At 61.9% G+C, this 25,415-nt stretch carries 23 protein-coding genes; 7 read left to right on the top strand and 16 right to left on the bottom strand.

The genetic code is table 11. The annotated features are described in order from the left end of the window. Nucleotides 1-179: 179 nt before the first annotated feature. The 9 genes from AC1DT3_RS01485 to AC1DT3_RS01445 all read right to left on the bottom strand — a co-directional run bounded on the left by AC1DT3_RS01485 (nucleotide 180) and on the right by AC1DT3_RS01445 (nucleotide 7,558). Nucleotides 180-3,296, bottom strand: a complete 3,117-nt coding sequence (locus AC1DT3_RS01485; protein ID WP_477463451.1) for a complex I subunit 5 family protein — start codon at nucleotides 3,294-3,296, stop codon at nucleotides 180-182. Beyond that, nucleotides 3,290-3,670 (bottom strand): sodium:proton antiporter, encoded by a 381-nt coding sequence (locus AC1DT3_RS01480; RefSeq protein WP_477463450.1) that lies wholly within the window; start codon nucleotides 3,668-3,670, stop codon nucleotides 3,290-3,292. Before AC1DT3_RS01480 ends, AC1DT3_RS01485 begins: the two co-directional genes overlap by 7 nt. A 16-nt stretch (nucleotides 3,671-3,686) precedes the next feature. Then, nucleotides 3,687-4,370, bottom strand: coding sequence for a hydrogen gas-evolving membrane-bound hydrogenase subunit E (mbhE, locus tag AC1DT3_RS01475; RefSeq protein ID WP_477463449.1), 684 nt, complete (start codon nucleotides 4,368-4,370; stop codon nucleotides 3,687-3,689). Beyond that, nucleotides 4,367-4,714: a monovalent cation/H(+) antiporter subunit G gene (gene mnhG / locus AC1DT3_RS01470; protein WP_477463448.1), complete on the bottom strand. Its 348-nt coding sequence runs from the start codon at nucleotides 4,712-4,714 to the stop codon at nucleotides 4,367-4,369. Before mnhG ends, mbhE begins: the two co-directional genes overlap by 4 nt. A 3-nt stretch (nucleotides 4,715-4,717) precedes the next feature. After that, nucleotides 4,718-4,975, bottom strand: coding sequence for a Na(+)/H(+) antiporter subunit B (locus AC1DT3_RS01465; protein ID WP_477463447.1), 258 nt, complete (start codon nucleotides 4,973-4,975; stop codon nucleotides 4,718-4,720). Nucleotides 4,976-4,980: 5 nt separating this feature from the next. Then, the gene (locus AC1DT3_RS01460; RefSeq protein WP_477463446.1) at nucleotides 4,981-5,241 is read right to left on the bottom strand and encodes an MrpF/PhaF family protein; all 261 of its coding nucleotides are present in this window, start codon (nucleotides 5,239-5,241) and stop codon (nucleotides 4,981-4,983) included. Beyond that, entirely contained in the window at nucleotides 5,234-5,710 is a 477-nt protein-coding gene (locus tag AC1DT3_RS01455) for a Na+/H+ antiporter subunit E (protein WP_477463445.1), read from the bottom strand. The genes AC1DT3_RS01460 and AC1DT3_RS01455 overlap by 8 nt, the downstream gene beginning before the upstream one ends. Nucleotides 5,711-5,873: 163 nt before the next feature. Beyond that, nucleotides 5,874-6,680 carry a DUF72 domain-containing protein gene (locus AC1DT3_RS01450; RefSeq protein ID WP_477463444.1) on the bottom strand — a complete coding sequence of 269 codons (807 nt, stop codon included), beginning with the start codon at nucleotides 6,678-6,680 and terminating at the stop codon, nucleotides 5,874-5,876. A 107-nt stretch (nucleotides 6,681-6,787) separates the two neighbouring features. Further along, nucleotides 6,788-7,558: a tryptophan 2,3-dioxygenase family protein gene (locus tag AC1DT3_RS01445; RefSeq protein ID WP_477463443.1), complete on the bottom strand. Its 771-nt coding sequence runs from the start codon at nucleotides 7,556-7,558 to the stop codon at nucleotides 6,788-6,790. Nucleotides 7,559-7,692: 134 nt separating this feature from the next. Between AC1DT3_RS01445 and AC1DT3_RS01440 the strand changes: the two genes are divergently transcribed. Further along, nucleotides 7,693-8,151: an Lrp/AsnC family transcriptional regulator gene (locus AC1DT3_RS01440; protein ID WP_477463442.1), complete on the top strand. Its 459-nt coding sequence runs from the start codon at nucleotides 7,693-7,695 to the stop codon at nucleotides 8,149-8,151. A 13-nt stretch (nucleotides 8,152-8,164) separates the two neighbouring features. On the opposite strand, the gene AC1DT3_RS01435 is transcribed toward AC1DT3_RS01440, so the two are convergent. The 4 genes from AC1DT3_RS01435 to aceA all read right to left on the bottom strand — a co-directional run bounded on the left by AC1DT3_RS01435 (nucleotide 8,165) and on the right by aceA (nucleotide 12,972). Continuing rightward, the gene (locus AC1DT3_RS01435; RefSeq protein WP_477463441.1) at nucleotides 8,165-9,571 is read right to left on the bottom strand and encodes a DUF5939 domain-containing protein; all 1,407 of its coding nucleotides are present in this window, start codon (nucleotides 9,569-9,571) and stop codon (nucleotides 8,165-8,167) included. Nucleotides 9,572-9,692: 121 nt separating this feature from the next. Next, nucleotides 9,693-11,201: a glycerol kinase GlpK gene (gene glpK / locus AC1DT3_RS01430; RefSeq protein ID WP_477463454.1), complete on the bottom strand. Its 1,509-nt coding sequence runs from the start codon at nucleotides 11,199-11,201 to the stop codon at nucleotides 9,693-9,695. Nucleotides 11,202-11,413: 212 nt separating this feature from the next. Continuing rightward, complete coding sequence (locus tag AC1DT3_RS01425; protein ID WP_477463440.1) at nucleotides 11,414-11,623, bottom strand: DUF4170 domain-containing protein; 210 nt, start codon at nucleotides 11,621-11,623, stop codon at nucleotides 11,414-11,416. 29 nt (nucleotides 11,624-11,652) lie between these two features. Further along, the gene (gene aceA / locus AC1DT3_RS01420; RefSeq protein WP_477463453.1) at nucleotides 11,653-12,972 is read right to left on the bottom strand and encodes an isocitrate lyase; all 1,320 of its coding nucleotides are present in this window, start codon (nucleotides 12,970-12,972) and stop codon (nucleotides 11,653-11,655) included. Between the two features lie 183 nt (nucleotides 12,973-13,155). Between aceA and AC1DT3_RS01415 the strand changes: the two genes are divergently transcribed. Continuing rightward, nucleotides 13,156-14,592: a helix-turn-helix domain-containing protein gene (locus tag AC1DT3_RS01415; protein WP_477463439.1), complete on the top strand. Its 1,437-nt coding sequence runs from the start codon at nucleotides 13,156-13,158 to the stop codon at nucleotides 14,590-14,592. Nucleotides 14,593-14,595: 3 nt separating this feature from the next. On the opposite strand, the gene AC1DT3_RS01410 is transcribed toward AC1DT3_RS01415, so the two are convergent. Further along, on the bottom strand, nucleotides 14,596-15,336 hold the full coding sequence (locus AC1DT3_RS01410; RefSeq protein ID WP_477463438.1) for a glutamine amidotransferase: 741 nt from the start codon (nucleotides 15,334-15,336) through the stop codon (nucleotides 14,596-14,598). Further along, nucleotides 15,329-15,799 (bottom strand): tellurite resistance TerB family protein, encoded by a 471-nt coding sequence (locus tag AC1DT3_RS01405; protein WP_477463437.1) that lies wholly within the window; start codon nucleotides 15,797-15,799, stop codon nucleotides 15,329-15,331. Before AC1DT3_RS01405 ends, AC1DT3_RS01410 begins: the two co-directional genes overlap by 8 nt. Before the next feature lie 346 nt (nucleotides 15,800-16,145). On the opposite strand from AC1DT3_RS01405, the gene AC1DT3_RS01400 reads away from it, so the two are divergent. From AC1DT3_RS01400 to AC1DT3_RS01380, 5 genes are all read left to right on the top strand, one after another. After that, nucleotides 16,146-16,541, top strand: a complete 396-nt coding sequence (locus AC1DT3_RS01400; RefSeq protein WP_477463436.1) for a response regulator — start codon at nucleotides 16,146-16,148, stop codon at nucleotides 16,539-16,541. A gap of 157 nt (nucleotides 16,542-16,698) precedes the next feature. Beyond that, complete coding sequence (locus AC1DT3_RS01395; protein ID WP_477463435.1) at nucleotides 16,699-20,337, top strand: FecR domain-containing protein; 3,639 nt, start codon at nucleotides 16,699-16,701, stop codon at nucleotides 20,335-20,337. A gap of 1 nt (nucleotide 20,338) precedes the next feature. Next, entirely contained in the window at nucleotides 20,339-22,339 is a 2,001-nt protein-coding gene (locus AC1DT3_RS01390) for a CHASE2 domain-containing protein (RefSeq protein WP_477463434.1), read from the top strand. A gap of 239 nt (nucleotides 22,340-22,578) precedes the next feature. Beyond that, nucleotides 22,579-23,466 carry a cation diffusion facilitator family transporter gene (locus AC1DT3_RS01385; RefSeq protein ID WP_477463433.1) on the top strand — a complete coding sequence of 296 codons (888 nt, stop codon included), beginning with the start codon at nucleotides 22,579-22,581 and terminating at the stop codon, nucleotides 23,464-23,466. A 178-nt stretch (nucleotides 23,467-23,644) separates the two neighbouring features. Next, nucleotides 23,645-25,333, top strand: coding sequence for a methyl-accepting chemotaxis protein (locus tag AC1DT3_RS01380; RefSeq protein ID WP_477463432.1), 1,689 nt, complete (start codon nucleotides 23,645-23,647; stop codon nucleotides 25,331-25,333). Nucleotides 25,334-25,347: 14 nt separating this feature from the next. On the opposite strand, the gene hemP is transcribed toward AC1DT3_RS01380, so the two are convergent. Further along, nucleotides 25,348-25,415, bottom strand: a 68-nt coding sequence (gene hemP / locus AC1DT3_RS01375; protein ID WP_477463452.1) for a hemin uptake protein HemP, incomplete at its 5' end; no start/stop codon positions are given.

The raw sequence follows: 25,415 nt of genomic DNA, 5'->3' as shown, positions 1-25,415 counted from the left end.
ATCCATGGTCCGGGACTGGCGCCCCGGTCAGCTTCTGATGCTCTCATCGTAGGCCAGCGGCGCGACGCAGCGAAATAGTCCAGAATCCCAAAATATGCGGTGCATTCCAATTTTTGCCCGCAATCCTCCGAGGGCAGATGCTCTGGCGGAGCTCCGCGGAAGAACCGAGCCATGGGAGATCAGATGCCGCCGCCGCTCACGTAGAGCCAGAGGAAAAAATAGAGAATGTAAAGCACATAGCTCTGGCCATTACCGGTGTAGATCCGCCGAGCCGCGCCCGCGAGCTGAAGCGTTCCCTCCGCCAGACGGTGCCAGGGAGACAGATCCAGCAAGCGCACGAGCCTCCCGAGCCAGCGTCGATAGAACAGGTAGAACCTCGTCAGTCCGGAAGGACCGTTCCCTCGTCCACTCGGCACAGGAGCGGACCTCCGCGCATTCGTTCCGCTTTTTGCGCGATAGAACAGCCAAAACATGAAAGCGAGAACGAGGGCAACCACCACCGCCGCGATCATGATCGGCACCGGATTCCAATAGCCGTAGATTGTTTCCAGCGACATGCCTTCCCACACCAGCGTGGAGGCGAAATACGGATCGATGGCCTCCGACACGCTTTCCATGAAAAGCTTGGGGTAGAACGACAATACGAGAATGCCGGCCACCAATATGAGCTGGGGAATGAGGAGCGCGCGCGGCGCTTCCTCAACGCTGTCGTACTTCTGCTGGCGCGGTCCCAAAAAGAGCGTATGGACAAGACGGATCATGTACAGAAAGCCGAGAAAGGTCGCGAGGAAGCCGAGTGCGGCGAGGCCGTACCAGCCGCGATCGACCATCGCGCTCAGCAGCAGCCATTTGCCGCCGAAGCCGGCGAGCGGTGGCAATCCCGACATCGACACGACGGCGATGAGAACCGTGCCGAAGGTCACCGGCATCCGGCTGCGAAGACCACCGGCCTGCGACAGAAGTCGGGTGGAGATCCGCAAATACACCCCGGCAACCGCCAGGAACAGAATGCCCTTCACCATGAGATGGTTGGCGATGAGATACAGAGCCGTCACCCAACCGAGATGGTTCATCAGCGCGATCGCGGTGACGATGTACCCGATTTGGCTCATGCTCGAATAGGCAAGCATGCGCTTCATGTCCTGCTGATAGATCGCCATGACGGCGCCGGCGGCCGTCGTGACGAGCCCGATCCAAGCCATGAGGTGAGCCAGGTCGAGCCCGATGTCGGAGCGGATGGCGGCGTATGTGCCGATCAGCAGCGCGAACATCGGAACCTTGCTGACGACGGCCGAGAGCATCGCGGTGACGTCGTCGTCAGCTTCGGCATAGGCTCCGGGCAACCAGACATGAACACCGAGCGCCGCTGCCTTGATGAGGCAGCCTATGGCCAGGAGCACGAAAGCGTCTGCCGTAGCGGAACCACCTTCCCCGAAGGCCGATAGCGCGATCGTCCCCGTCGCCGAATAGGCAACGCCGAAACCGGCCATGAGGCAATAGGCGGAGGCCAGCGAGAACAGGATGTAAGGGAGAAGATAACGGCCGGCATCGCGTCCTTGCGCAATCAGGAAATACGACGACAGGGTCACGAGCTCCCAGCAAAAAAAGAACTCCAGGCTCGTGGTTGAGCGCGTGAGAGCCGGAATGGCCAAGAGCATGATGGCAAGGAGCGCGTGGTGACCCGTTCGCCGATCATCGCGATAGAGGCCGGCGGCCGCGATAACGAGCGAACCTGCCAGCAGCAGCCATGCCACAAGCGAGGATAGGCCAGACAAATCGCGGATGAGGGCGACGCCGCCGATCAGGACAACCGTAAGCATCGCGACGCTTTTGACCCGACCAGGGAGCGCGTCGCCAGCATAGAGCAGTACGCCCGCGCAAAGCGGAACGAAGAGCCAGGACGAGGCTGCACCAGCCACGGCAGCCGTCGCAACGCCGCCACAGACGAGGAGGAATGCGGCCACGGCGGCCGATGGGAGGCCGGCCGAAAGGTTTTGTATCGCGCGGTCCCCCGGGACCAACGCGCGACCGAACCAGCGAAACATATACGCTGCCTCGAACAACGAGCCGAGCAGGATCACGAAGATCCAGATTGCCCGCCCGTCCGCCGACAGCACCATCAGGAGCTGCCATTTGGCCCAGAACCCGGGAAACGGCGGCAGGCCGGCGATGGCGACGATCAGAATCGCGAACACGACAAGCAGCAGAGGGCTCCTCGCAAGACTCGACCAATCGTCCATCTGCGGTCGCTCGACCGCGCCCGCCAGCCAGAACAGACCCGCCTTCGCGAGGAGATGATTGAGAAAGAGCCCACCGCAGACCAGCGGGATCGCGGCTTGTGCGTCGAGCTGGTTGAGCAGCGCAAAGGCAAGCGTCAGCAGACCGATCTGTCCGATCGAGGAGTAGCCAAGAAGACGTTGGACGTTCGTTTGTCTGAGGCCGATCAGATTTGAAGCAAGGAAAGTGACGCCGCCAGATAGCGCGATGAGGCCAAGTTGATTCTCGAACAGGGGCGAAAGCTTGAACAGCGTGAAGAGAATGCCGGCCGAAACACTCACCGAAACAAGAGCCGCGACGCCGCTGACCGAAGTCTCATAGACGTCGAGCCCCCAGCCATTGGCAGGAAAGGGCTTGAGCTCGATGAGAAGACATCCGAGCAGAAGAAGAAGCGCAGCCGATCCGACGGGACCCGCAATAGCGGCGCGACCCTCGATCAGCGCATCGATATTCAGGGTCCCGGTGACGTAGTACAACAGGGTCGTGCCAAGCAGAAAGAAGCTCGACGCCACGACGGTCGCCATGATGTATTTGAAGCTCGCGCCAAGCGCGGCCGATCCGCCTTGCAGACCGAACAGGCCATAGGTAGCGATGGATGCGATCTCGAGGAACACGAACTGATTGAACAGGTCTCTGGTCATCACCATGCCGCTGAGGCCCATGGTAAGGATCAGAAAAAGCAGCATTGCGGAATAGCTCTCGCGCAACCGTGGCCACATCTGCCATGCGCCGAGAATCGCGATCGCATTGATGCAGAGGACAAAAAATCCCTCCGCTATTCCGAACCGCAGATTGATCGTGAACGGCGGCAGGCCGCCGCCTGTAAAAATCTCGATTGCCGGCATATCGCCGCCGAGCGCAATGAGCGAAGCGACGGTGACGACGAACATCCCCGCGAGCGCGACAGCGAAGCCCGCGCGCGGCGCGTGACTGCCGATATTTGCCAGAAGCGGAAGGGCGAAACCGGCGCCGAGACCGAGAATGAAGATGTTCAAGGGATGAAAGAGGGCGCTCACCATTTCGACTCCGTGAAGTCGTCGATGACGAGCGATCCCTTGGCCTGATAGAGCCGGACCGCGTAGGCGAGCATGATGGCCGTCACGGAGAACCCGATCACGATAGCGGTCACGGCCAGTGCCGAGGGAATGGGGTCTACCGCCCGCGCAGCCGCCTCGGATCGGCTGAGCGCTTCGTCGATGATCGGCGCCGTGCCCCCAGTGATGTAGCCCGTTGCGACCATCACCATGTGGATGCCCGTGTCGATGAGGGAAAAACCGACGATCATCCGCAGGATGTTGCGGTTCGTGAGGACACCCCACATACCGACAAGAATAAGGGCGAAGCCGGTGGCGAGGACCGCGGTGGATATGGGCAGATCGATCACGTTCAACATGCCTCGTGGGATCGGTTCAGCTGCGGAATCGGTCGATGATGACAGTCAACTCCGCGCCCACCTTGATGCCGAGCAAGATAGAGATGATCGGAATGGCCCCCGCACTGAGAACAGCACCGAACTCGCCGAGCGGTAAAATGCGGCTGTCGAGAAAGCCGGCTCCCAGAAGGAGGCCGAGAATGCCGACGATGACATACGAAACGCCGGCGGCGGATTCGGTCATGCTCAACCGGGCCTGAGGCACCACCAGATCCGGCCAGGCGAGCAGCATCAGCATGGCCCCCGAGGCGACGATAGCGCCGCCTTGGAATCCTCCGCCGGCCGACAGATGGCCGTGCATGATCACGTAGGCGCCGAATAAAAAGATGAGCGGCAGCAAGACCTTTGCGCCGCTCTCGACGATCTCGCTCGCTGGCCGGCGCTTCTCCGCCACGATTTTTTCGCTCCCTCCGGCGAGCAGGAAGCCGACGCTCGCCGCTACCATGAACAGCACGGCGACCTCGCCAAGGGTGTCGAAACCGCGAAAGGTGATCAGCACCCCGGTAATGACGTTCGGCGCGCCGAGAAGAGCGGGGCCATTCTCGACGTAATATCGCGCGAGAGTACGCAATTCATTCTGCTCTTGGTATCCCACCCCGAGCTGGGCGAAGATCAGCGCGAACGCAACGACCGCAAGAACGATGAGACCGCGCCGGATCAAGTCCCACTCCCTTTCGGATCTGAATCGTCCTCTCGTTCGCGCAAGGCGTCACGGCCTGTCGAGGGCGCCATGGGAACGCGCATCGCATGCGCGGCGCGCGACAGGGCGTGCGAGGAAATGGGGTTCGTCATCAGCACGAAATAGGCGACGAGCAACAGCTTGAATGTCCACTCCGGATGATAGAATCCGAGGCCCGCCAGCACGAGAATGTTGCCGAGCGTCGAAGCTTTCGTTCCGGCCTGGATCCGCGTGAACGAATCCGGCATGCGCACGAGGCCAAGGCCTGCGGAGAACAGAAAGAATGCCCCCGCCAACACCAGCAGGCTCCCGATGAGATCTGTCACGTCCTAGTCTTTCGCATTGGCGGTTCTGCCGTGACCGGTTTTGCGCAACGTGTAGAGGAAAATCACAGTCGCAAGACCGGAACCGATGGAGGCTTCTGCCATCGCGACGTCGGGTGCCGCGAGCAGTACGTAGGCCACCGAGGCAAAGAGACTGGCGAGGCCGGCGCTGATGATCGCAGGCAGGAGATTCTTCAGAGTGACGGCAAGGATAGCGCTGACGACGACGCTGCCGCAGATGAGAATGACGAGAAGTTCCAGCATGGTGCTCACAGCCCCTTTCGGAGGTAACGCGCGGTCGCCAGCACACCGAGAAAGCTGAGCAAACCGTAGACCAATGCGACGTCGAGATAGACGAAACGCTCGGCGAGATGCGCATACAGCACAATGAGCGCGATCGAGATGACTGTCAGCGTGTCGATCGCCACGATGCGGTCGATCAGCGTGCGGCCGAGGATGAGGCGGACCACGGAGAAGGCGATCCCGAAGAAGATCAGTGCGGCCGCGAGTTGCAAGATGTGTTCAGCCAAAGACCACCTCCAGATGCTTCTCGAAGGGTCCTACGATCTGCCGCGTGGCCTCTTCCGGATCGGTGGTTTGCAGATCCAGCCAATGGATGAAGAGGGTGTCTCCCTCCATATCGAGCACAAGGGAGCCCGGTGTCAGCGCGATCGAGTTGGCGAGGGCCAATCGTCCCACCGGCGATTTCAAGCGGGTTTTCACCACCACGATCGCAGGCTCGATCGCGATGCGCGGAGCGTAGACGTATCGCAGCATGTTGAGGTTGGCCCGCACCATCTCGACGACGAGAACGCTCGTATAAGCGATGAAATGGTAGATTTTCCGGGGCGTCCAACGAATGGTTCCCCAAATTTCCGTTGTGCTGGCGAATACGACGGCGATCGCGGCGGACACGATTGYGCCGGCGACGAGGACATCTTTGTCAAAAGATGAGGCGATAAAGAGCCAGACGCAAAAGAGGATGAGCCAAAGGTTCACGGTCCCTCGAAACCGGTCCGAGCGAACGGTGGCGACGTCTTGGCGCGCTGGCACGACCAATCCCCCATGACGGATCCGGATCAAACTACGTGCAGACGGCGCCGATGCCAACTGCCGGCCGATATCGCCGTGCCGCTTGGATCTTTCGCCGATCGTCAGCCGCTTATTTCAAGCGCTCGATCAACGCCGTCGCGGCAGCCGGATTCTTTACTTTGTGACCGCTGATGAAATAGAGGAAAACGTCGTGCGCGCCCGTTTGCTTGGGCTGTTCGCCCACGTGATCGAGCCCTTTCGGCACGCCGCCCTTCGCCCACACTTTCGCCCTTTCAGCCCATTGGTCGAGGGCTTTTGGCGCATAACCCGCCTTCTCGTGCTCGCTCGTGCCCATGAGGCGGGCATAGACGAACGGTGCCGTCACATCGGCAATTTGCGGGAAGTCGGAATCGCAAGCAGTCACAACGGCGACATGATGATCGCGGGTCATGGCGACGAATTCCGGATGCCTGAAGCTATCATGGCGCACCTCCACGGCGTGTCGGAGCTTTCGGCCCTCGACGCTCGGTGGCAGCAGCTTGAGGAAGGCCTCGAAATCCCCAGGATCGAATTGCTTGGTCGCCATGAACTGCCAGTTGATCGGACCCAGCTTGTCCTTCAATTCCAGGATGCCGCTCGTGAGGAATCGTTCGATCGAGGAGCCGGCCTCCGCGAGAACGCGCCGGTTGGTGGCGAAGCGGGGTCCTTTGAGGGCGAAAACGAAATCGTCCGGGGTCTCCTCATGCCATTTGGCGAAGCTTTCCGGCTTCTGCGAGCCGTAATAGGTGCCGTTGAYCTCGATCGAGGTCAGCTGCCGGCTCGCATATTCGAGTTCGCGCTTCTGGGTCAGTCCATCGGGGTAAAAGACGCCGCGCCAGGGTTCGAACGTCCACCCGCCAACGCCGACGCGGATTGCGGATTTTGCTTCACGAGGCATGTTCAAGGTCCTTCTGCGGCTCTGCTGCGCGGCATCGGTACCGCGCTGCCCGAACCGGCAAGTTAGCGCACTCCGGCTCTTGCTTTCAAATTTCCTTGGGACTTTTTTCAACCGTGATGGCGGGCTGGTCCGATCTCCGCTTCATCTCCGGACAGGCTTTCGCGGACCCGGCCATACGACGCGCCCCACGCGTCCGTCATGGCGCAGCGGACATCCCAGAGCTCCGGAAAGAACCTATGCTTGGCGCCCTGCTGCAAAAGATCGACGGAGCGACCCTTCAGCGAGGCGGAGCCCATGCCGATGGTCCGATGAATCAGGAACAGGTGGTGCCAGCGGAATTTCTGAAACAGTTCGTCGAACTCCATCAGACACTCCGCCACCGCATAGGCGTCGTCGTGCGCGTAGGTATCGTCGTAGACGGAGCGCACGGTTCGCCCGGCCGCCTTCAGGTAGTGTGCATCGTAGGTTTGCCAGAGGTGGGGCGGCATGTGCTGCAGAATACGGAAACCCGGTGATTCCTGGCCGCTGCCATTGCCGAGTTGCAGGCGAATCTGCTGGTAGTCCTTGGGAGACATCGTCTCGAGCAAGGTCAGCTGATCCGTCATGAGGCGAAGAATGCGGTTGCAACGGTCGAACAGCGTGACGACCCGATGGGTGGCCTTGGCGGCCAGTTCATCGTCGATGTCGAGGAGGGTATAGGCGATCAGCTTCATCCACAGTTCTTCGACCTGATGGACGACCTGAAACTGTAATTCGTCGCGATTGACGAATTGATCGAACGGCTTCTGGCAACCCAGCAGCTTGTCCGTTGAAAGATAGACCTCGTAATCGAGCTCCGCCCGTCCCGACATGAGCGCGTAGAATTTTTGCCGATCCATCGTCGTGGCGCCCTCGTGATTTCCGCTTCAGAAGGAGGATAACATCGAAGGACGAGAACATTGGTTTCATTCGGGGCGGGTGCGGGGTAGAATGGAGCACATTGTTCTCTATTTTGTATTTTCGGAAAACCGATATGGACCGCATCGATCTCGCGCTGCTCACCAATCTCGAAGCGGAGGGACGGCTGTCCTTCGCTGACCTCGGCGAACGCGTCGGGCTTTCGAAGTCTCCCTGTTGGAAACGGGTTCAGGGGTTGGAAGACCAGGGCGTCATCCAATCCTACAAGGCCGTGGTCGATCCGATGAAGCTCGGGCTGGAGACGACCGCTTTCGTGCAGGTGACGATCGCCTTCGATCGGCACGAGGCATTCGAACAAGCCGTCGTCAAACATCCTCGCATTCTTRCCGCCTACGCTACCGTCGGCGAGGCTGACTACCTTTTGCAGGTTCTGACACGCAACATGACGAAGCTGGACGATCTCTTGCGCCAGGAATTGTGGCGGCTACCGGGTGTTCAACGGTTCGCCACGACGATCGCAATCCGCACGATCAAGGCGGATGGCTCGATCCTCGCCAATCTGTCGGCGGAGTGACAAGAAGCGAAGGTCACGGAATCTCGTAGACGGCGAACGCGTCGTTGATTCCGCGCAGCGAGGTACGCTGCTGCATCGGCCGCAGACCCTGCGCCGCGATCAGATGGGACGCCTGCGGGTCTTCGACGACGGCGCCGGTGGCGAAGATGGAGCGCGACATGGCGAGGTTCTGCACCCGCGAGGCGATATTGACCGTCTGCCCGAAATAGTCCTGGCGATCATTGAGCATCACGGCGAGGCATGGCCCCTCGTGGATGCCGATCTTGAGGAGAAGGTCCTCGCTCCCACGCTCCTCGTTCAGGTGTCGCATGGCATCGCGCATGCGCAAGGCCGCCGCAATGGCTCGGTCCGGTGTCGGGAACGTCGCCATCACTGCGTCGCCAATGGTCTTGACCACAGCTCCGGCTTCGGACGAGACGATATCGTGCAGCACTTTGAAATGCGTGCGCACGATGTCATAGGCGACGAGGTCTCCGACTCTCTCATAGAGCTCGGTCGAGCCTTTGAGATCGGTGAACAGGAAGGTCAAGCTCGTGATCTTCAGCCGCTGATCGATGTCGAGCGTTTCGGTGCGATAGATGTCGCGGAACGTCTGATTGGTCAAAAGCCGTTTGGCGGTCAGGAACGGCCGTCTGTGACCGATGAGATCGTGCAGCTTGTCGTTCGCGATCCAGATGGCCGGCAGGGCGCGCCGGGCCGAGCGATTCTCGAGCGACAGGCGTAGCGGCCCGGGGCGCAACTCCAGCGTCTCATGGTGGGCATGGGCGTCGTTGATCACCAGCGACACCGACTGGCGCTCCCGCGTCGGCTCACCTTTCACGTCGATGAACTGCGAGGCATGCGTGACGGGATCGAAAATGATCACGAACTGCGCGGGGAGTTGCAGGGACAGGATGGCTCGTTCGCCTGGAGGAAGCTCTACGGAATCGATGATGACGTCGTCGAGAACCGCTTCGAGGTCGTCCGGGAGGTCGACCCCCGAGCTCCAGAAAATCTGTCGTGCGTACTCCCACATCGGAAGCTTGTCCGGCTCGTGCGCAGCAATCTTGCGGACCCGGGGACTGACGGTGAAGGTGACTTCCACCATTTCGTCGAGCGTCGGCTCATAACCCGCAGCGCACAGGGCGCAGCTGTACTGCTCCTGATCGACCGTTTGCAGCGTCGTACCCGCGTCGAGAACGCCGCCGCACCCTGGGCACAGGACGTTCCACGACAATTCGAACAAGCCCAACCGCGCGGAATGCAGGAAGGCCGCGATCACCTTTTCCTCGTCGAGCCCGGTTTTGGCGGCAAAGCTCAGAACATTGATGCGGTTGAGCGCCCGGTCCGGCGCGTCGGCGATCAGGCGCTCGATGGCACCCGCCACTTCTGCATCGGCCGATTGGCGCAGAACATTGAGCAGGGTCTGCGTGTCGCTCATGGCGCGACCTCCGGGACGGCTCGGCTATCGGTCCAAGGTTTGGCCCGACGCATCTCCTATGTTAACGCGTCGCCCCGTCAATTGCTCCTGATCCAGCCCGCTGCAATGCAGCGGGACCGGCCTACTCCCCGGTCCAGATCGTCCGCTGGACCGCGAGATTCCAACCCTTGATGGCCTTCTGACGTTTGTCCTCGGCCATGGTCGGGTGGAAGCGCCGGTTCAGGCGCCAGCTTTTCGAAAAACCTTCTTGGTCGGGCCAGACGCCAGCGCCGTGTCCCGCAAGCCACGCCGCACCGAGCGCCGTCGTTTCCAGGACGACCGGGCGATCGACCGGGCTGTTGAGGATGTCGGCCAGACGCTGCAGCGTCCAATCGCTTGCCACCATTCCGCCGTCGACCCTGAGCACCGTCTCGCTCGTAGCGGTCTTGTCCTGTGCGGCCCAATCCTGGCGCATCGCGGCGAGGAGGTCCCCCGTCTGAAAACAGACGGCTTCCAGGGCGGCGCGAGCGATTTCGCGGGGGCCGGTGTTGCGTGTGAGGCCGTAAAGCGCCCCGCGCGCATCCGCTCGCCACCAGGGCGCACCAAGGCCGGTGAAGGCCGGGACGAGATAAATCTCCTGCTCGGGATCGGCCTCCGCCGCGAAGGCGCCGGATTGCTCGGCGCGTTCGATGATGTGCAGCCCATCGCGCAACCATTGCACCGCTGCGCCAGCGATAAAGATCGAGCCTTCGAGCGCATAGGTGGTTTTACCCGCGAGCCGATAGGCCACGGTGGTCAGCAGGCGGTTGGACGAGGCGACGCGATCCCCTCCGGTGTTGAGGAGGGCGAAGCAGCCGGTGCCGTAGGTCGATTTCAGCATGCCGGGCGCAAAACAGGCCTGCCCTACGGTCGCCGCCTGCTGGTCTCCCGCGATGCCGCGGATCGGCACGGAGACGCCGAACAGACCGGCCTCTGTTACTCCGTAATCGTCGATGCAATTCTTGATCTGCGGGAGCATGGCACGCGGTACGCGCAAGAGCCGCAACAGATCCTCGTCCCATTCCATGGTGTCGATATTGCACAACATGGTCCGCGAGGCGTTGGTCGCGTCGGTGGCGTGCACCTTGCCGCCCGTAAGCCGCCATAGGAGCCAGGTATCGACCGTGCCGAATGCCAGTTCGCCGCGCTCGGCTCGGACCCGCGCGCCATCCACGTGATCGAGGATCCAAGCGGCCTTGGTCGCGGAAAAATACGAATCCGCGATGAGGCCCGTTCGCTCGGTGATCATCGGCTCGGCGCCGTCGGCCTTCAGCCTGTCGCAGATGTCCGCCGTGCGGCGGTCTTGCCAGACGATGGCATTGTGGATCGCCTTGCCGGTGGCGCGATCCCATACCACGACGGTCTCACGCTGATTGGTGATGCCGATGGCAGCAATGTCGCTTGCGGCGAGCGCGGAATCGGCGAGCGCCCGACGCATCGTCGCCACCACCGTGCGCCAAAGGTCCTCCGGATCGTGTTCGACCCAGCCGGAGCGCGGGAAATGTTGCGGAAACTCCTGCTGACCGACCCCGCGAATGCGGTATTCCCCATCGAACACGATCGCCCGCGAGGACGTGGTGCCCTGATCGATCGCCAGAATGAAATCGGCCATGTAATCCCCCTGAGGCGTCATGCCGAAAAGCACGAAACGGCTTTCGGACGACATCGCGCTTCACTTATTTGAAGCTGATCACGTTTGCGCAGGGAGTGGCATAGCTCCGGCCGGGCGGCAAACAAAAAAGCACCGCGCCGGGGAAGCGCGGTGCTGGAGGTCGGCCGGCTGGGGGAGCCGGCCGTCAGTTCGGTCTCTGTCGGGTTGCGGTGTCAGGCTTGCGCGAGGAACGACGCTTCCTGCGCGATCGTGAAACGCACTTGAGCCTGCGGCCGGTGATCTTCCGACATATACCGCCAGGTCCGCTCGGCGTCGCCGCGCGTCTCGAAGGGGCCGACGACGCGCTCGGTGCCTTGGATGAGGGATTCGAAATCGGTGGAGGTGTATTCGCCGCCGACAACCCAATAACGGATCTTGTTCATGGCTATCTCCTTGTCTCTGAAAAGTGGTGTCACTCGGCCGCTTGGAGTTTCGGGCTGGATTGGAACTGCGCGGTTTCGGTGGATTCGCTCATCGCCGTCGTCGAGGACGCGCCGCCAGTGATGGCGAGCGACACCTGGTCGAAATAGCCGGTGCCGACTTCCCGCTGGTGGCGCGTTGCGGTGTAGCCTTGCGGCTCCGCATCGAACTCGCGCACCTGCAGCTCCGAATAGGCGCCCATGCCGCGATCGCGGTATTGGGTGGCGAGATCGAACATGCCGAAATTGAGCTGGTGGAAACCCGCGAGCGTGACGAACTGGAACTTGTAACCCATGGCACCGAGTTCGCGCTGGAACTTGGCGATGGTGGCCTCGTCGAGCTTCTTTTTCCAGTTGAATGACGGCGAGCAATTGTAGGCGAGAAGCTTGCCGGGATGCTCCTTGTGCACGGCTTCCGCAAATTTGCGCGCGTCGTCGAGATCGGGATGGGACGTTTCCCACCACAGGAGATCCGCCACTTCCGCGTAGGCCAGTCCGCGAGCGATGCAATGATCGAGCCCCGTCCCGTCCTTCAGTCGGAAGAACCCTTCCGCCGTGCGGCTGTCGGGCTCGATGAACGGCCGGTCACGTTCGTCCACATCGGACGTGATGAGCTTTGCGGATTCCGCATCCGTCCGGGCAACGACGAGCGTCGAAGTCCCCATGACATCGGCGGCGAGGCGCGCGGCGGTGAGATTGCGTTCGTGGGCTGATGTCGGGATCAACACTTTGCCGCCGAGATGGCCGCATTTCTTTTCGGACGCGAGCTGATCTTCGAAATGCACGCCGGCGGCACCGGCTTCGATATACGCCTTCATGATCTCGAAGGCATTGAGCGGTCCGCCAAAACCTGCCTCGGCATCGGCGACGATCGGCAGGAACCATTCACGCTTCGCACCGCCCTCCGCGTGCTCGATCTGGTCCGCACGCTGAAGTGTGCGATTGATGCGGCGGCACAGTTCCGGCCCTGAATTCGCTGGATAGAGCGATTGATCCGGATACATGGCGCCCGCCACGTTGGAATCCGCCGCCACCTGCCACCCGGAAAGATAAATGGCCTCCAGACCGGCGCGGGCCATCTGCATGGCCTGGTTGCCCGTCATCGCACCAAGGGAATGGATGTAGGGCCGCTCGTGAAGGAGTTGCCAAAGCCGCTCCGCCCCGCGTTCGGCGAGCGTCTGAGCGATCGGGAACGACCCACGGAGACGGAGGACATCCGCCACGGAATAGGAGCGACGCACACCGTCGAATCGGCCCTTGGGCGCTGCCGGGACCAATTCCTCGAAAGTTGTCGGTTGGGTTTGCGTCGACATCATTACTCCTTTCGTTTACATTTCTTGACAAAATCGGCATCGAGACGCAGTCTGCCTCGACAATCGATCGTTGATCATAGTTATGAACGCCCTTGAAATCCTTGCAATCCCTTCTGATCCAAACAAAAGTCACGGTGTCACACGATGACAAGATGCAATGTGTAAATTTGTAAAGAAATTTACATGACAGACGAAGGACGCAAGCTTTTCGTCGGCCCGCGGCTGAAGCGACTGCGGCGCGAGCGCAATCTGACCCAGGCGGGAATGGCGGAGGAGCTCGGCCTGTCGCCGAGCTATCTCAACCTCATGGAACGGAACCAGCGGCCGATCACGGCGCAGGTCCTGATCCGCCTCGCCCATTCCTATTCTCTCGACCCACGCGAGTTCGCCGCCGACGACCATGAGCGCGCGGTGTCGGAGGTGGAAGAGATCTTCGCGGATCCGCTCTTCCGAAACGCTCCGGTCGCCCGTCTCGAAATCCGTGAGCTCGCGGAGAGCGCGCCGAGCGTGGTCGATGCCATCAACCGGCTCTATCGCGCCTATGTGGGCATGCGGGGCGCGAGCGAGATGACGGCCCCGCACGTGAGCGACCGCGATCGCGCCGAGGATGCGCCGCAGGTCAACCCTATCGACCGCGTCCGCGACCTGATTCAGGACGCCAAGAACCATTTCGCCGAACTCGACGAAGCAGCCGAAGCACTCGCATCCGACTTGCAGTTGACGGGACACGAACCGTTTTTTGCCATCGCCGAGCGACTGCGTGCCAAACACGGCATTCGGGTGCGCGTCATGCCGATCGACGTCATGTCCGACAGCTTGCGGCGATACGATCACCATCGCCGTCAATTGCTCATTTCCGAGCTCGTCGATCCGTCGGGACGAACGTTTCAGGCCGCCTATCAACTCGCCTTCGCGGAAATGCGCGAAACCATCGATGCGCTCGCGGCGAACCTCGAACCGACCGACGGGCCGGCGCGCAAACTCCTGCGCGTGTCGCTCGGCAATTATTTCGCGGGCTCGTTGATGATGCCCTACGGCAAATTCCATACGGCCGCGGAGGCGCTCGGCTATGATGTGGAAGTTCTGGCAGCGCGCTTCGGCGCGAGCTTCGAACAGGTCGCGCACCGCCTCACCACTCTGGCGCGGCCGGGCGCACGCGGCATTCCGTTCTTTCTCATTCGGGTCGATTCCGCCGGGAACGTTTCGAAGCGATTCTCCTCCGGTCGATTTCCGTTTTCTCAGTACGGCGGCACCTGCCCGCTCTGGAACGTCCACGCGACATTCAAGACTCCTGAGCAGACCGTGACGCAGATCGTCGAGCTGCCCGACGGATCGCGCTGGTTCTCCGCCGCCCGCGCCGTCAGCCGCGCTTCGACGCCGTGGGGCATGCCTGACCGGCAATTCGCGGTCGGTCTCGGTTGCGAGCTGAAATACGCCCATCGACTCGTCTATGCGCGCGGTCTCGATCTCGCGGCGCCCGATCCGACACCGATCGGCATCAATTGCCGCCTTTGCGATCGGGTCGCGTGCCCCCAACGCGCCGCGCCGCCGTTGATGCACACGTTGGTTGTCGACGAGATGACGCGCGGAATCTCACCGTTCACGTTCGACCCGACCTGATCGTCAGGCGACCGGTGTCGCAACTGACGCACCGTCAAGCCAATGGTCGAGAAAGAGATCGAGCCACCGCGACACGTGCGGATCGTAGAGATAGCGACCTTCGATCTGACGGATTCGGTCCTGCGCGCCCGGCATGGCGAGACGCTCGGCCGCGATGACGGTCCAGCGGCAGATCATGGCGTGGGTCACCTCCGGATGGAATTGCAGGCCATAGGCCGCCGGACCAACCTTGATCGCCTGGGTCGGAAAATCATCCCCGGTCGCCAACGTCTCCGCCCCGGACGGGCAGTCGAATCCCTCCCGATGCCAATGATAGACATGGGTCGGCCACCGGGTGCCCCATACATCGCTCAGCGCCTCGCCGGCCTTGGTCGGAAGGAGCGGGTAATAGCCGATCTCCGCACGACCGGTCGGGTGCTCCCAGACCGAGGCTCCCAGATGCTTCGCCAACATCTGCGCGCCGAGGCAGAGCCCCAGGAACGGCTTTTGCTCTTTCAAAGGTACGGAAACCCAGTCGATCTCCGCCTTGACGAAATCCTCCTCGTCGTTGGCACTCATCGGGCCGCCGAAAATGATCGCGCCGGCGTGATCGGCGAGCGTCGGCGGCAACGGGTCACCGAAGCGGGGACGTCGAATATCGAGAATGTGGCCACGTTCCCGCAAAAGTCGCCCGACCCGCCCGGGCGTCGAGTGCTCCTGATGGAGAACGACGAGGATCGGAGCGGGGTCGGCGGTTCTAGCCATGCGCCTCACCCGGGGACAGGTTTTTCAAGGCTTCCACCTTGAGGGCAACGATTTCCGCGTCCGAGAAATTGAGCAACCGGCCGATGCGCCAGATCAAATCATCCTCGAATTCGTGGACGTTCCCGTCGATGGCGGCGACGCGGTAAGCCAGCACGAGGAGATTCGGGCGCTCGTCGAACGCGATGTCCTGCAGAATGCGATCCGCGAGAGACGTCGCAGGGTCCAGTTCGCTGCCAATTTCGGCTGCCCGGTCCAGCAGGCGTGAAGCGCTGTCCTCCGACAATCCGAAATAGGATTGAAGCAGGACCGAGAGGCCGCGCTCTTCGACATTCATGACGCGGCCGTCCGCCTGCGCCACGAGAATGAGAAGGGACGCAACGGTAATGCGCTGATCCTGCTCCTCCGACGTGTCGGCCGAGACGGCGTCCCTGAACAGGTCGCGCAGATTTTCGATGAGGGACATGGAGACCGAACACTCGCTCAGATGATGCGAAACATCATGCGCATGGGGAAATATGCAGGGCAATTCCGGTGAAAGCGGTGCGGCGAGACACCACGCTCGGCCACTCGAAAAGTGGTCTGCTGCCGCCCCGTTTGCAACACTTCACCTCAGAGTGATGACCGAGGCCGTCGCACGCGGCAAGCCTGTCGCAGTTTTCTCCACGATTTCAGATACTTTTGCCTTCCGGTTGGGAAATGGTACAACCGGTCGAATCAGAGCGGTCGAGGCTTCCCTACCACTTGGCGCAGGTGCAATCACAGCCTAGAGTGGGATCCGGCGTCGGCGTTAACCAAAAGAAAGAATACCTGTGTCCGAGAGTCTGATCGGTGGGGACGAGTTGAAGGGGTTGCGTGTCCTCGTGGTCGAGGATGAAGCCGCGATTTCGCTGCTCCTGGAAGACATGCTGCTCGATTTCGGTTGTGAGGTCATCGGACCGGCCGCGCGTCTGTCGGCCGCGCTCGACGCCGTCGCGCGCGAAGTCGTCGACATCGCAATTCTCGACGTCAATGTCGCCGGCGAACCGATCTATCCTGTGGCCGAGGCTCTTGTGCAGCGCTCGATCCCCTTCGTGTTTTCCACCGGTTACGGCAGCGCCGGGATCAAGGATTCGTTCCGCAACCGGCCGGTCCTTCAAAAGCCGTTCGCCCAGAACGACCTGAAGCAAAAACTCATGCTGGCAAAAGTCGATCGTCCGATCGTATAGGACGAATCGCGCCCGTATCATCCAATCGGGTGATTTCCCTGAAATTTACACTGTGTTTCATAACACGGCGGTTCAGGACTAAATCCTCTTTGATGTTGGTCTGTCCCTAAGTAAGGTGCTCCCGCCTTGCTATGTTGTAGTCTTTCCGGTCAGTCCAATGCCCTCTCGCCTGATGCATTTCCTAACGGCAACAAGCGCCTTCGCCCTGTCGATCGGCGTGGCGCTCGCGCAATCCCCCGTCGCCCGCCAGGGTCAGGCGGCCGGATCCATCGTGGCAGCCAAGGGCGGCGAAGAGTTGCGCTTCGTGAAGGCCGGCGACTGGCAACCAGCCGAAGTCAGGCAGGATTTGCTCGACGGTGACAGCCTGCGCACCAATGCGATCGGCAACCTCGCCATTCTCTTTGCCGATAGGACCCAAATTCGCGTCGGGCGCAATTCGACCCTGACGGTCCGTGACGTTGCGGCAAGCGGAAGTGGCACGACCCAACTCGACCTTCAGGCCGGCAACGTCTGGGCGCGCGCGGCCCGCGGTGGCTCGGGCGTCGACATCAAGACGCCCGCGGCGGTGGCGGCGATCCGCGGGACCGATTGGTCCCTGACCGTCGACGGATCCGGCAAGACCTCGCTCGTCGTCCTCGAGGGCGTCGTGGAGCTGCGCAATGCCCAAGGGTCGGTGACAGTGAACCAAGGCGAAGGTGCCGTCGCCTCGATCGGTTCGGCGCCGACGAAGTTCATTCTCGTGAATTCGAGCGACCGCGAGCAGATGCTGTTCTATCTCGCTTTGCGCGACGCCTTCACGGTCATGCCGGCCAGTGCGCTGAAGGGCGCCCCCATGCGCGCCGAACGTGCGCGCATCGAGAGCATCCCACCGGCGCAACGCGGAGCCGAGGATTGGTTGAACCTCGCCGAGATCGCCCTGTCCTTGGATGGTCGCGCCGTCGCGCAAGCCTCCCTCGCGCAAGCCAGGAGCAAGTCGCTGAGCACGGCGCAGCGGGCTCGTGCCGACCTCGTCGATGCCCTTGTCGCGGGTGCGGAACGGCGCTGGTCCGATGCGGCTACACTTTTTGCCCGCGCCGAACGCAATGTCACCGGCCGCCGACGCGTCGCAGCTGCCTATGGCCGCTACATCGCTCTGTCCCTCGCCAATCCGCACCAAGTCTATGCCGAACCGATGATCGCTTCCAACGATCCGCTCGCCACGCTCGCGCATGCCTATATCGTCGCCTTCAAGCAGGATCTGCCGACAGCGGCCGAGGTGGTGAAAGCGGCACGTAAACGCTTCCCCAACGACGCCGAAGTCGCCGTGTTCGACGCCCAGCTTTCTCTCGCCCTCAACCGCCGCGAGGAATTGCGCAAGGCAGTGAACGACGCGCGGGCGATCGATCCGGACGATCCGGACGTCCTGTTGGCCAGCAGCTTTCTGCGCGGCGACATCGACGGCGAACTGAAAGCCGCCGCGGCGGAACTGCGCAAGGCGGCTGAAATCGCGCCGGGTCAATCCTCGGTGTGGAATTCCCTCGGCTTGATCGAATCCACACGAGACCGCCCGATTGCGGCCGAACAGGCCTTCCGCCGCGCGATCGAGGTCGATCCGGAAAGCCCCGTCGCGTATGCCAATCTCGCGATCGACCTGCTCGATCAGAACCGGGTCGCGGAAGCYGGCGCTCTCATCGACAAAGCGATGGCTCTCGATCCCTCGTTCAGTGCCGGATATATCGCCAAGGGTCGCTACTATCTGCAGACCGGCGAAATGGACAAGGCGATCGAATCGATCCTCGCCGGTTCGGCAGCCAATCCCGCCCTCTCGCAGGGACTGCTGTTGACGGCGATTGCCTATTACCAGAATGGCGACGAAGCACTCGCGCAACAGGCACTCGACAATGCGGACCGGCTCGATCCGAACGATCCCGTCGTCTCGACCGTGCGGACAGCTATCGCGCTCGATCAGTACAGGGCCGACGAAGCGATCATAGCCGCCCGCGAAACCCTCCAGCGCTACCGCAACCGCGGCGGAGATTTCGCCGGCATCGCCGTCAACAAGAACGCCGGGTCCTATCCCGCACAAGCCTATCGCTTTCTCAGCCTGAGCGAGTGGGGCCGCTATTATGGGGACCGGACGTTCGATCCGTTTACAGGATCGAGCTATTTCGATCAGGCGGCGGCGCAGCGGCCGAACGTTTTCACGTCCCGCCCGACCACCGATTCGATTGAAAACAACGAATCCGACCTCACGGCCTTCACCTTGACCATGCAGGGATTGTTCTTCGATCCGCTTGCCGTGTCGGGACGGATCGGGCGCATCGATCTTATCCGCCGGCCTTTCCTCGATACCCAGGTCGGCGCCGGAGCCGTTTTCAGGGACGGGAAAATYGGTTGGGAAGCAGACGCTTCGGTCCAGGGCTACACCAACACGCCGCTGCCCCTGTCGTTCTCCTTCTCTGCGGGACGCACGGAGCTCGACGGTCGGGCCACTTATAACAGGTCCAACGCGGATTCTGCCTCGTTCTTCATCGGCGCGGCGCCCTCGGCTTCCGATCGCTTCGTCGCCTTCGCGTCGGCCTCGCAGCTCACCCCGGGCGTTGCGACCATCAACAAGCCGTTGGTCGATTTCGCAGGTCGGCAGGATACGACGACCATGCAGACAGGCGGCGGGTGGAGCCACAGCTTCAGCGACCGCAATGTGCTGACAATGGCAATCTACGGTTATCGGGGTCTCGACCGGCGCTACGAGAATGAAGCCAGCCTAGCGGCTTACCCGTTCTTCGTTCTCGCCAAATCCTTGCAGCGCAACATGGTCGAGGGGGGTGTCGCCGCCATCAACCATTCGATCGGTTTCGAAGACTTTACCTTGCGCTATGGCCTCGAAGCCCAAGCCGGCAAGACGTTCGCCTCGTCATTCGTCAACGGCTATATCGGCGACATCACGACCGGCCAGGTCATTCCGGTCAACACTGCAACGAGCGACTCGGCGACGTTCAGCGCGAGCCGACTCTATGCCGATGCTTTCTGGCGTCCATCGGATCGGTTCGAGATTCAGGCCGGCATTCAACGGACCGCCCTCGACATCAAGGGAATGCCGAACGACGTGGCGATCGCGCCACGGGTCGGCATCGGCTTCTCGCCCATCGATGGGCAATGGCTGCGCGCCTCCTATCAGCATGACGGCAACATGCCGCTGGCTTTCACGCTTTCGCCGGTGACGACGGTCGGTCTCGTGCCGAACTCCCTCCCGACATCCCTGGGCGGCGGCGCCAAGACCCTGGCCGCGCGTTGGGACGCGGAATGGTCGCCTCATTTCTTCACCGCAGTGGAATATCAGAGGCAAGACGTAGAAGACCTGGAGCTTCCGATCTCGGACACCCTGAAGACCGTGTCCATCGCGAAATCCCGGATCGACCGCGCATCGGCGACGGCCAACGTCTGGCTCGGCTACGGCATCGGTGTCTTCGGCACGGTCGGGGTCACCAACACGGAGATCCGATCGGACGAGTCGCTCGGTCATGATTTGCCGTTCGTTGCCGGCCGATTTGCCCGCGCGGGAATTTCGTTCGTCCATCCGAGCCGCATCAAGCTCACCGTCGCCGAAACGTTCGTCGGCGACCGCAAGGGTGGACTGACGGGGGCCAAGCTCGCCGATTTCTGGACGACCGATGCGTCGATCACATGGGAGACGCCGGACCGCCGTCTGTTCATGGGCCTGTCCTTCCTCAACATCTTCGACGAGAAATATGAGCTTGCGTTCGGTGTACCGGGAACCGGCCGCACGGTCGCGGCGACCGTCAAAGCCCGGTTCTGACATGCGGACGGGGCTCGCCGGGCGCCTGTTCCGGCTTCTTCGTCCAAGACGCAAGGAAGGGGTGCCGCTCACTTTCGGCAACAGCATCGGCATCGCCGGATTGATAGCGATCCTGCTGATGCCGTTGCCTCTCCTGCGGCCAGTCCAACTCGTCGAGGCGCGGCTCTTCGACATGTTCTCGACGATCGCGCCGCTTGCGCCGCCGCAACCCGGCGTCACCATCGTCGCCATCGACGAGCCGTCCTTCGGCGAGATCGTGCAACGCTGGCCGTGGTCGCGAGATCTCCACGCCAAACTGATCGAGCGGCTGCGCGCCGCCGGCGCGAAGGTGATCGCCTTCGACGTCATCTTTGCCGAACCCTCGACCGACGCCGCCGACGAAGCGCTCGCACGGGCCATCGGTCCGGATACGGTTCTCGCCGCCGACGATGTCACCACGACGATGGAACAGGCGACACAGACGACCCGCGTCGAGCCGCTGCCGCTGTTCATGGAGGCGGGCGCCACGGCAGGTGTCACGTCGGTCGATCTCGATGGTGACGCCTATTTGCGTCACATGCCGCAGTCACCGGACAGTTTTGCCGCGCAGGCGCTCAGGCTCGCGGGCGCATCCGTACACGAGGCGCCACCGGGCGCGCTGATCCAGTATTTCGGCGGTCCCCGCAGCTATCCGACCGTCTCCTATTACCAGGCACTCGACCCGGAGCAATTCCTGCCGCCGGGTCTCTTCAAGGACCGTGTCGTCTTCGTCGGTCTCAGTCTCAAGGCGGCGCCGGCCGCCGACAGCGGGGCCGTCGATACTTTTCCGACCCCCTACACGGTCTCGACCGGGAGCCTGACCGCAGGCGTCGAGATCCAGGCCACGATCCTCGACAATCTGCGCCACAAGCTTTTCGTCACCCAAGCCTCGCCCGTCGCCACTTCCGCGCTGATCATGGTGGCCGCATTTCTCGCCGCCGCCTTGTGCTGGCGGGGCGTTTCGTGGCGCACGACTGCCCTTGCGGCACTTGCGATATCGGTGCTCGTCGTCGGCGCCTGGGCGCTCATGCGCTTCGGACGGTGGTGGGTGCCGCCCGCCCTGCCTGCCGTCGCGATGCTCGGGGTTTTCGGCACGCGCTTCGGGCTCGACTACGCCCGCGAACGACAATTGCGCCACGCGGTTTCGGAAGCGTTTTCGCGGTACCTGTCGCCGGATCTCGTCGCGCAGCTCGCACGCAATCCGGGATCCCTCAAGCTCGGAGGCGAGAGACGCAATCTGTCGGTCCTGTTCTGCGATGTGCGTGGATTTACGACGCTCTCGGAGCGGCTGAAAGACGAGCCCGAACGCCTCACGACATTGATCAACCGGCTGCTCGACCCTTTGTCGGGAGCGGTGCTGCTGGAAGGTGGCACGATCGACAAATATATGGGCGATTGCGTCATGGCGTTCTGGAATGCGCCGCTGCCGAGCCCCGATCATCCCTTGCGCGCCGTGCGGTCCGCCCTTCACATGATGGATGCGGTGGTCGCACTCAACCAGGAGCTCAAGAAGGAAGGCGGCGAGGGTGCGCCGACTTTCGCCATCGGCGTCGGTATCAACACCGGCGATTGCGTCGTCGGCAATGTCGGCTCGCGCTGGCGCTACGACTATTCCGTGCTCGGCGACACGGTCAATCTCGCTTCCCGGCTTGAAAGCCTATCGAAGGAATACGGCGTCTCGATCATCCTTGGACCCGCCACGGCAGAAGCGATCCGCGAGCATTACGTGCTGATCGAACTCGACCGGATCGCCGTGCGGGGACGCTCGACGCAATCGGCCATCTTCACCGTCGTTGCCCCCGCTGCCGAACGATCGGATCCGGCGATCGCGGAACTCGAGGAGACCCATCGGCGACTCGTGGATGCGATCAAGGAAGGCCGAACCGAAGAGGCGCTCCCGCAGATCGAGCAATGCATCGTCCTGCGGCCCTCCCTCGCCGCCTATTACCGCAAGCTGAAAGCCAAGCTGACCGGCGACGCCTGAGCGGCAAACGCGCTTCTGCGAGCCAATTGCAAGTAAAAACAAAGACTTGCGAAACCAATTGGGCGTCTTATAAGCCTGCATCTCTTTCTGGTCGCCGTCCTCTGAACGCTTGTCGGTCGGACATGGGCGAACCAGACAGCGGAACGTGATCGCGGCGACACCGGCTTTCGGTGCACCGGTCACATTCGGGGCTCGCAGATTGCGGCCGGTATGTTCAAGAACGGGTCTGCGGGCATCTCATGGACAAGATTCAAAAACTTGCCATCGGCAGCATTTTCGTCGGGCTTGTCGTTCTCGGACTGAAGTATGTCGCGTTCCGCCTGACGGGGAGCATCGCGCTCTATTCCGACGCGCTCGAGAGCATCATCAATGTAATCACGGCCATCACAGCGCTGGTTGCAATTCGCGTCAGCGCGACACCTGCCGATTCGAACCACCCCTACGGCCACCACAAGGCGGAGTACTTTTCCGCGGTGCTCGAAGGCGTCCTCGTCATCCTCGCCGCCCTGTCGATCCTCCGCGAGGCGTATTTCGGCTTCCTGACGCCCCAACCGCTGGACGCGCCCCTCCCCGGCTTGCTCATCAACGGATTGGCGGGGATCATCAACGCCGGCTGGTCCTATATTCTGATCAAGGCCGGACGCCGGCACCGCTCGCCGGCGCTCGTGGCCGACGGACGGCACCTTCTGACAGACGTGGTGACCTCCGCCGGCGTCCTCGTCGGCCTAGGGCTCGTGACGGTCACGGGCTGGAACTTGCTCGATCCGATTCTCGCCGCCGTCGTCGCCCTCAACATTCTCTGGTCGGGCTGGGGCCTCATGAAGGAGAGCGTCGGCGGTCTGATGGACGAGGCGATGCCGCCCGAATCTCTCGCGCGGGTGAAAGAGCTGATCTCCATCAATGCCGAGGGTGCGATCGAGGCACACGACCTGCGGACCCGCCATGCCGGCCGCGTCACCTTCATCGAGTTTCATCTCGTCGTTCCCGGCAATATGCAGGTCACCGACGCTCACGACATTTGCGACAGGGTCGAACGCGCCATCAAAGGCGAGATGAAGGATACGAACGTGACCATTCACGTGGAGCCGGACAATAAGGCAAAGCACGCCGGAATCGTCGTCATCTAACAGACCGTCACCCGCATTTTCGCCTTCTCAACAGACATGTAGTCTTTCAATTGTGAGCATATTGTCTGAAATTTCAGACAAATCATACGATTCGTTAATCGTCTCCGCCGATAAGACAAGAGACCTATCGCGTCACCTGGTGTGACAGCGTTCTCCTTGCTGACCGGATGAGAAGATCATGATGTTTTTGCGCGCGCTCTCCATCAAGGCAATGCTGATCGGTGCGTTTTCGGCGATGGTTCTTCTGACTGTCGGGATCGGGCTGATGGGCGTGAAGGAAGCCCGCACGATGAGCGAGTTGCTCGCGGACGTGAATCGGATCCAGTTGCCGAGCGTACGCTGGTCGAGCGCCATGAACACCCTGGCCGCCGATATGCGCGGCTCGCTGCTGCGTCACACCATGGCCGTGGATGAGGACGTCATCAAACACACGGAAGCCGGCATTCTCGCGAGCCAGAAGAATCTGGCGGAGGCCCGAAAGGCCTACCAGGCGCTGATCTCGAACGACGAGGAGCGCCACCTCTATGACGCGTTCAGCCGCGACTGGGCGAATTATGAGCGCGAGGCGACGATCGTCTTGAATTATTCCCGCGACAGCGAAACCGGCAAGGCGCGAACGCATTTCAATGAACAAACGATCCTGCCGTTCCAGGCGGCCCAGGAGGCGCTTGGCAAGATCGTCGATCTCAATATCCGCAACGCCGACAAAGTGCGGATCGACGCCCGGCGCACCTACGACACGATGCTGCAATGGGTCACGGTGACGTTGATCGGCGCAGCCTTGTTTGGAATCGTGCTCGGATTCGTCATCATTCGCACGATCTCGAAGAGCATCGCATCTGTCGTCGCTCCCATGCGCGCGCTGGCGGTCGGCAATCTTGCCATCGACGTGCCGCATCGCGGCGAGAGGAGCGAGGTCGGCACCATCGCCGATGCCGTGCAGATTTTCAAAGAAGCGCTCATCGAGAAAAGGCATGCCGACGAAGCCGCTGCGTTGGAGGCCGACGCGAAAACCCGCCGGGCGGGACGGCTCGACGAGCTGACGAAGCAATTCGAATCGAACGTATTCTCCGTCACGCAAGGCCTGTCGCAGGCTGCATCGAAGATGGAGGATACGGCGCAATCCATGACCGCGATCGCCGACGAGACCAATCGTCAATCGGTCACCGTCGCATCGGCCGCCGAGCAGACATCCGCCAATGTTCAGACGGTGGCGGCGGCGACGGAAGAGATGTCGATCTCGATTCAGGAGATCGCCCAACAGGTCAACCAATCGTCGCAGATCGCTGATCGTGCCGTCCAGGGTGCAGCCCGCACCAACGGCACAGTCCAGACCTTCGCCCAGACAGCGGAAAAGATCGGCGACGTGATCGCGCTGATCAACACGATCGCCGGACAGACGAATCTTCTGGCGCTCAATGCCACCATCGAGGCGGCGCGGGCGGGCGAGGCCGGCCGTGGCTTTGCCGTCGTCGCGTCCGAGGTGAAGGAACTCGCGAGCCAGACCGCCAAGGCGACGAGCGAGATCGGCAATCAGATCGCGGGCGTCCAGACGGCGACGCAAGAGGTCGTCGCCGCGATACAGGACATCGCGCACACGATTGGCGAGATGTCTCAGATCTCGACCTCGATCGCCGCCGCAATGGAAGAACAGGGTGCCGCAACGCGCGAGATCTCGCGCAACGTACAAGAGGCGGCGCGCGGCACGGAACAAGTCACCAGCAATATCGGCAATGTCCGCCGCGGCGCCGGCGATACCGGATCCGCAGCTTCTCACGTTCTCGGCGCCGCTCAGGATCTGGCGCGCCAGTCTTCAGAACTCGGGCGTGAGGTCGCGGACTTCTTGTCGAGCGTCAAGGCGGCCTAGAAGCGGCGGTTCCCTCACTTGGTCAGGATCAATTTTCCTTTGGCGGTGATGCGCAGGCGGTATTGCTCGCCCTGGTGGAGGA

This window comes from Microvirga sp. P4_G7 (genome assembly GCF_056401005.1).
The sequence above is the reverse complement of the archived record's forward strand: the minus strand, read 5'-3'. Positions and strand labels throughout refer to the sequence as shown.